General features: G+C 47.6%; 7 protein-coding genes. 3 read left to right on the top strand and 4 right to left on the bottom strand.

Going from position 1 to position 7,302, the window contains the following annotated elements; translation table 11 throughout:
- Positions 1-120 precede the first annotated feature (120 nt).
- The 3 genes from Q0668_RS25535 (at position 121) to Q0668_RS25545 (ending at position 5,661) form a co-directional block, all read left to right on the top strand.
- Entirely contained in the window at positions 121-1,254 is a 1,134-nt protein-coding gene (locus Q0668_RS25535; protein WP_298869392.1) for a cyclopropane-fatty-acyl-phospholipid synthase family protein, read from the top strand.
- Positions 1,255-1,571: 317 nt separating this feature from the next.
- Entirely contained in the window at positions 1,572-4,217 is a 2,646-nt protein-coding gene (locus Q0668_RS25540) for a DUF1592 domain-containing protein (RefSeq protein ID WP_298869393.1), read from the top strand.
- A gap of 16 nt (positions 4,218-4,233) precedes the next feature.
- Complete coding sequence (locus Q0668_RS25545; RefSeq protein ID WP_298869394.1) at positions 4,234-5,661, top strand: DUF1552 domain-containing protein; 1,428 nt, start codon at positions 4,234-4,236, stop codon at positions 5,659-5,661.
- On the opposite strand, the gene Q0668_RS26025 is transcribed toward Q0668_RS25545, so the two are convergent.
- From Q0668_RS26025 to Q0668_RS25560, 4 genes are all read right to left on the bottom strand, one after another.
- Positions 5,571-5,903: a hypothetical protein gene (locus Q0668_RS26025; protein WP_366918996.1), complete on the bottom strand. Its 333-nt coding sequence runs from the start codon at positions 5,901-5,903 to the stop codon at positions 5,571-5,573. The genes Q0668_RS25545 and Q0668_RS26025 overlap by 91 nt on opposite strands.
- A 126-nt stretch (positions 5,904-6,029) precedes the next feature.
- The gene (locus Q0668_RS25550) at positions 6,030-6,407 is read right to left on the bottom strand and encodes a hypothetical protein (protein ID WP_298869395.1); all 378 of its coding nucleotides are present in this window, start codon (positions 6,405-6,407) and stop codon (positions 6,030-6,032) included.
- 59 nt (positions 6,408-6,466) lie between these two features.
- On the bottom strand, positions 6,467-6,817 hold the full coding sequence (locus tag Q0668_RS25555) for a hypothetical protein (RefSeq protein WP_298869396.1): 351 nt from the start codon (positions 6,815-6,817) through the stop codon (positions 6,467-6,469).
- Between the two features lie 14 nt (positions 6,818-6,831).
- Positions 6,832-7,302: hypothetical protein (locus tag Q0668_RS25560; protein WP_298869397.1), on the bottom strand; the 471-nt coding region annotated here is incomplete at its 5' end.

Consider the following 7,302-nt stretch of genomic DNA (forward strand, 5'->3'; position numbering starts at 1 on the left):
GACCGGTATTCCGCCAACCGAAGCGCAGGCACTCAAAAGTCGTGGCGATAAATATCGGGAATATCAGCAAACGACGAGTGCGTTTTTTCCCTGGCCACCGAAAATGAAACAGGTTACGTCATGAAAAAAGAATACCTGACCAATTTTGCGATCGAACTCGTAGAACGAGGCTGGATACCCGATTGGCTAACCCGTAGCGCTATCCGGCGATTGTGTACCCAACGTCTGAATTCTCTGGGTGTGGGAAATGATCATGAGATGGCAAAGCAATTGCAGGCATTCATAGGATCTACCAAACAGGGGCCTATTGCGCTTGTGCCGGAAAAAGCCAACGAACAGCATTATGAAGTCCCTGCAGAATTTTATGAAAAAGTTCTGGGGTATCGCCGGAAATACAGTTGTTGTTACTGGCCGGAGGGTGTGTCCACACTTGATGAAGCGGAAGCAGCCGCTTTGCGTGAGACTTGCGAACACGCGGAACTCAAAGATGGTATGCAGATTCTTGAACTGGGATGCGGCTGGGGTTCATTATCCCTTTGGATTCTTGAGAATTATCCCCAATGTCAACTCACGGCGGTTTCGAATTCTCATTCACAACGTGCGTTCATAGAAAAGCAGGGAGCTGAGCAGGGTGTTTCAGATCGCTTAACTGTGATTACGGCTGATATGAATGACTTCGCTACGTCTTTGAGATTCGATCGCGTTGTATCGGTCGAAATGTTTGAGCATATGCGAAATTATGAAATGCTGCTGAGCCGGATAGCCAACTGGTTAAATGATGATGGGAAATTGTTCGTCCACATTTTCTGTCACCGCCAGTATGTTTATCCTTTCAATGACCAGAGTGCCGACGACTGGATGGCCCGGCATTTTTTCTCGGGTGGCATCATGCCTAGCGATGATCTGTTTTCGCATTTTTACGATGAGATGCGCGTCGAGAAACAGTGGCGCTGGAATGGACGGCATTATCAGCGCACTTCAGAAGCATGGCTGAAGAACCTCGATCAATGTCGAGATGAACTTATGCCAATACTTACTGCTACGTACGGCGAACCACTGGCAAATCGCTGGCTGATGCGTTGGCGATTGTTTTTCCTGGCCGTCGCCGAATTGTTTGGGTATGCGAATGGAGAAGAGTGGTACGTTTCACATTATTTACTGGAGCGCTGTTCCCTTCAAAATCGAGAGAGCAATCAATTCGTTAAGGAAATGGATCTCAGGTTCACCAACAATGCGATCGGGAAATTCGAATAAATACTCAATGGGTCAATACATTGTCAGAGCATTTTTTATCGAATTCTAACCGCAAAATCATTCACTGAACGATCGGCGAGGTCAGTGTTTGCCTCAATGGTTGCAGCGTAACAGCCGGGGATTGACAAGTGCCAGACATGCGTTTACGATTAACTCGATGCAGTGATTAACGTCTGTCGTTGACTAAGCTCTGATATCTTCCTCTTAGTTACATGATCTTGCAATCGCCCTCACATTTCTAACTAAGAGGGTTACATCGTCTTGAACTGATTTCAGATAAGTCAATGTGGTATGAATCAGTTGGTAAGGATCACATGATGACCAGGAAATCGAGTCGAATCTTCGAGATTAACAAATGCCATTCCTGGGTGCTGCTGATCCTGGTCTTTTCAATTGTTCCCCTGCATGCTGCTACTCCCCGTGTTGCTCGCGATTTGCAGGTGTGGTACATATTTGATGCCGAAAAAGGGGATACAATCCAGGATCGTTCTGGTGTCGGGAAACCATTGGATTTAAAGATTGAAAAGCCGTCTGCCGTTCAATGGAAGAAGGATCTGCTCGTAGTCCGTTCTTCCACAAAGATCAGGTCATCTACACCGGCGACGAAACTGATCAACGCGGTCAAACGTTCGGGGAGTATCACGGTAGAAGCCTGGGTGAAGCCGGCTAACGTCGGCCAGAAAGGCCCGGCGCGCATTGTTTCTATTTCATCCAATTCAAGCCAGCGGAATGTAACACTTGGTCAAGATGGTAAAAAATATGAAGTACGATTGCGTACTACAGGTACTAGCACAAACGGGATACCCGCAATCATTTCGCCAAACAACGCAGCAAAAACTGCTTTGACACATATCGTTTATACGCGCGATGTCTCGGGGACGGCGAGATTTTTTGTGAACGGTAAGCAGCAGTCGAGTAAAAAAGTAACTGGGAAACTAAGCAATTGGAGCAAGGACTTTCGATTGCTTCTGGCGAATGAGATGACCGGCGACCGACCCTGGCTGGGAGAGTATCATTTAGTTGCCGTTTACAGTCGCGCTCTCACAGTGAAAGAGATCGCGCAGAATTTCCGGGCGGGAGCGACCTCGAAACTAAGTAAAGAAGAATCTAAAGAATCATTGGCTGCTTCTCGTGCGCGGCATGTGTTTGAAACACAAGTTGCGCCGCTCATTGCACAGAACTGTCTGGACTGTCACGATTCCGCATCGAAGAAGGGGCGTCTGGATTTATCAAGAAAAGTGACGGCACTGGCGGGAGGAGAAAGCGGCAAAGTGATCGTGCCTGGTAAGGCCAGCGAAAGTCTGTTGTGGGATCAGATCGAATCTGGTGATATGCCTCCGAAGGGGGCGTTGACGAATCAGCAGAAAAAGATCCTGAAGGAGTGGATCGACAATGGTGCGGTCTGGTCGATCGATGTGATCGATCCGGCGGTTTATGAACATGACAGTCGCGCAAGCGATGTCTGGGTGCAGCGTTTGACGATTTCTGAATATATCGAAACCGTACGGAGTTCCGTTGGTGTCGACATATCGAAAGAGGCCCGCGAACTGTTGCCCCCGGATCTGCGGGCGGATGGATTCAGTAATACTGCCTATAATCTTAATGTCGACCTCAAGCATGTGGAAATCTATGCCCGTCTGGCAGAGATTATTGTTGATCGTATGGACGTGTTGAAGTTTGCGTCCCGATTTTCCAAGAGTAAAAAACTTTCGACCGATGCTACAATGCGTCAGTTCGTTGCCAGCATGGGAAAATGGCTGTTACGCGGTCCGCTGGATGAGCGTGAAGTTACAATCTATAGCGGCATTGCCACAACCGTTGCCAGCACCGGTGGTGATTATAAAGAAGCCGTGCGTTATCTGATTGAAGCAATGCTGCAATCGCCGCGTTTTATTTATCGTATTGAAAACCAGCGTGGTGATGGAACTGCGTGGCCCGTGGGTGATTTTGAACTCGCGTCGCGGATGAGTTACATCATCTGGGGCGGACCACCTGACCAGGAGTTAAATCGTGCAGCCGAGGCGGGAGAGCTGCATGACGAAAAGGCACTTGAGAAACAACTCCGGCGTATGCTTCAAGATCCACGTGCGGTTGAGCGCTCTTTGCTCTTTATTTCTGAATGGTTGAATCTGGATCGGATGCATAATCTCAGCCCTGATCGCAAACGATTTCCCAAGTGGGATGACGCACTTGCGGATGACATGCGCGAAGAAACGCGTGCCTTTTTTAAAGAGGTTGTCTGGCAGCAGAAACGCCCGCTGGCAGATCTGTTAAATGCACAGGTGACCTACGCGACGCCTCGTCTGGCGGTTCACTATGGTATCAAGCCGAAAGGATCGGGGTTACAGCGGTATGACTTATCGGCTGTTCCCGCACGTGGTGGTCTACTGACGCAGGGGAGCGTGCTCACCGTTGGGGGAGATGATGCCTCGATGGTAACGCGTGGCTTATTTGTTTTGCACGGAATTTTGCGAGGGGCGGTCAAAGATCCACCGCCGGGTCTGGATACAACGCCTGTACCGTCGAAGCCGGGCTTGTCTCAGCGACATATTGCCGAGCAACGGATTGCGAATACCGCCTGCGCGGGATGCCATGTGAAATTTGAACCCTTGGCCTTCGGCTTGGAAAAATTCGATGGTCTGGGCGCGTTTCATAACAAAGACGAACATGGAAATCAATTGCGCGATGATGGAGAGATTCTTTTTCCGGGTGCGGCGAAAGCAATTCCTTACAAGACATCGAGCGAACTTATGAATCTATTGGCTGGCAGTTCGCGAGTTCAGAAATCAATCACCTGGAAGGTGACACAATTTGCGCTGGGTCGTCCGCTTGTGGCGGCAGATGCTCGGGTGATCGACCAAATTCATGAAGCGGCGCGTAAAAACGGCGGAACTTATTCCGATCTGGTGATTGCCATTGTGAAAAGTGATCTGGTACATAAAACGAGAACAGAAGCGAAGTAATCTTGGAGATTCTTAGATGAAAATACATAAAATTCCGCGACGTATGATGCTCAAAAGTCTGGGGACTGCCACCGTTGGGTTGCCACTTCTTGAGGAAATGCTCGTCTCCCGGGTTTCCGCGGCTCCCGCCCAGGCGGTTCCCGTTAGAGCATTCAATGTTTTTTTTGGTCTTGGGATTCCTGCTCCCCTGCAGACCGAGGGCTTCGATGGCGTTCTGGAACCGCTTAAGCCTCTCGGCGATAAGTTGCTGATCATGCGGAATGTGGATCAGGTACGTTGTGATGAAAAGGGAATTAACGCTCACTACGATGGTGCTACAGGTGCCTTTACTGCAGAGCCTCCTGATGGAGAGGCCAAGTCAGGAGGCCCTTCAATTGATCAGGTGGTTCGCAAAGCACATTACCCGAAAGGTTTGCCGAAGGGGATGGTGTCGACACTCGTGGGAGGTACTTTCTTTCGCCGTAGCCGCGTTGGTCGGTACGTTCACAGCTATAACCAGGATGGAACCGTTGCTGCAACGATGCAGGAAAAACCACGTGCTCTTTTTGATCGAGTGTTTGGTTCGATTTCTATGTCAGGCGACAATACTGACGTTCGCCGAAAACGACTCAAACTCAGCGTTTTGGATTCGGTCGTAGACGATTACAAGTTTTATACAGGCGCCAATTCGCCATTAGGTTCTGCTTCGAAAGCACGTGTGGCGGATCATCTTGATCGAATTCGTGAGTTTGAACAGCGTGCCTTTGCGTTAAAACAAAAAGACCCGAACGCACCCAATTTGCCACCCCGCTCGAAAATTCTGCATGGTGGCCCCGCTGATCCGGGTGGGATGGGCGTTGATATTACACTCGAGGAACTGACGACCGAGTGGCGTTTAATGGCCGACCTTTACGCGCTGGCGATTCAAATGGATCGTGTCCGATTCGGGTCCCTGACATTTTTAGCCGCAGGTGAACGCATTCGTTTGAAGGGTGACTACAAATATAACGGTAAGAAGCTCTGGCAGTTTGATGACGCCGGTCAACAGAAGGCTTCAGGTGATAGAGGGTGTAGCCATGAATGGTGGCATAAGTTTGATGAAAAGAAAAAGAACGAAGCATTGCGTGCTCACGCCCATATGAAAATGCGCGAGGTTGCCTACTTCCTGCAACGGCTCAACGATTCTGATTCGAAAGAAGTAAACGGCAAGACGATTCTGGAAAATTCACTGATCACCATTTCCACCGAGTCGGGCGATGGTCGACATAATAATGTAAAACGCGAACTATCGGGCGTTTTCCATGCGATTACCGGAGCCAACGGTCGTTTCAAGACGGGCCAGATTATGGATGTCGGTGCGGAAGGCATCGATGTTTATAATACGATGCTCAAAGGGATGGAAGTTAAAGACCAGCTCGGTCCGGCGAAACGTAAGACGAACGCCGTGGATTCGATTCGCGCGTGAATCAAAGACTCTCTCAGGTTTCGACACTTACGAGTTTGCCGTAGATTGAGTTGAATGTGATCCAGCCAATTAATTCCGCCTCTGTTATTTCCGATCTGATAACGTTTGCCTTGAATGGCTTTGATCAGATGCAGATATTGATTTCCATTGACTTTGCAAAGAACGACATCTCCTTTTTTAAGGTCGTCTTCTTCCACGGGTTCTACTGTGCAGAGTTGGCCTGATTCAATCTTCCCTGTCATGGAATTGCCTCGGGGGCGGAAGGAGACTGTCTCGCCTGCTTTTAGTTTTTCAACGTAGTGGGTTGCCCAGCCGATGGACTTCTCCTGGAAACAGGTAAATGAGATGATGTGTATTTGTGTTTGGGATCAGATTGGTGAAGTAATTGGTCTGCTAAGTCTAATGAATTTATTGCCGGGTAAACCGAGATCAGAAATCAATTCAAAAATTTTAATAATATCGGGTCTTGTCAAGCGATTAAAGTCGAGTTTTACTCTGAGGGAGAGGTGGGACCTTCGCTGAATTCGTTGAGAAAATATGCGGGATTCTAAACTTCGTTCCAGAGTTACTAAAAATATATCTTTTCCGTTGTTAAACCAGAAATCAAATTCATCACCTCTCTGAATCTTTTCCGGAATGAGATGGACCGGTTCGATTTGCAGATTTGCAGCCTTGATTTTACCATTTCCGTAAACGCTATGAAACCCTCTCAGTCGACTTCTTCTATCCCGATATTGATAGCTCATCAAAACTCTTTCAAGCTAAGTGGTGGTGACTTACGAAATGCTACCCAAACAATCTTCGATTAATAAATCGGGTTCACATTTTCAGCGATTTCAACACATCCATCACTCTTGATTTCCAAATTTACAGATTCGTCATAGATAATGAAATCGCCATTAGCATCTCTTTTGACTTCGAGTTCCGCATGAGTCCATTCAACCGGTCCACAGATATGGGTGGGGCTACAGGATAAATGAAGATTCCCTTTTTTGCCATTAATTTCGATGCGGATAGTGAGCGATTTATGGCTGTCAGTGAGTGTATACATTCTCGCTCTGCCCCCTTTCCAGCGATGCAACATAGTCGGGAAATGACGCAGTATTGGGTCTGACTTGAGGTCTTCATTATCAATTTTAGTATCTGCGAATGTCATGTATTCACTGTAACTTATGGCCAGGGGGTTGGGATGTTTCCTTCAAGGGCTTTGTCTATCGCGGCTTGGAAGGTGGCGTTGTCCCATTCTGTTTTGGCTTTGACTGCGATTTCATTTGCTTCCTTTTTTCGATCATTGACGATGAGCAAAGCAATGAGCGTGGTCACTTCGTTTTTGAACATCAAATTAGCAATATTGATAAAATCTTTCCCTAATTGAGGATTCTTAGCCATTTTCTTGTTTTCAGAATATCGCTTTATGGTCAAAGGGAATGACTGTTTGGGATCAAGATATTTGCCACAGAGTTTATATTCTTTGCCCTTGATTAAAGCCCGTCTTGCCATGTGATAGACACTTTTGGCGGCTTTCTTGTTCTGCGTATCAAGTAAAATAAACATATCTACTGTCTGCGCGTTTTCACCCAGTGTGCGGTTGATTGATACAAAATCGTGAAATGAATCAGTGAGTTGCTTTCCATTGAGCAC

The organism is uncultured Gimesia sp., from assembly GCF_937910335.1.
GTDB lineage: Bacteria > Planctomycetota > Planctomycetia > Planctomycetales > Planctomycetaceae > Gimesia.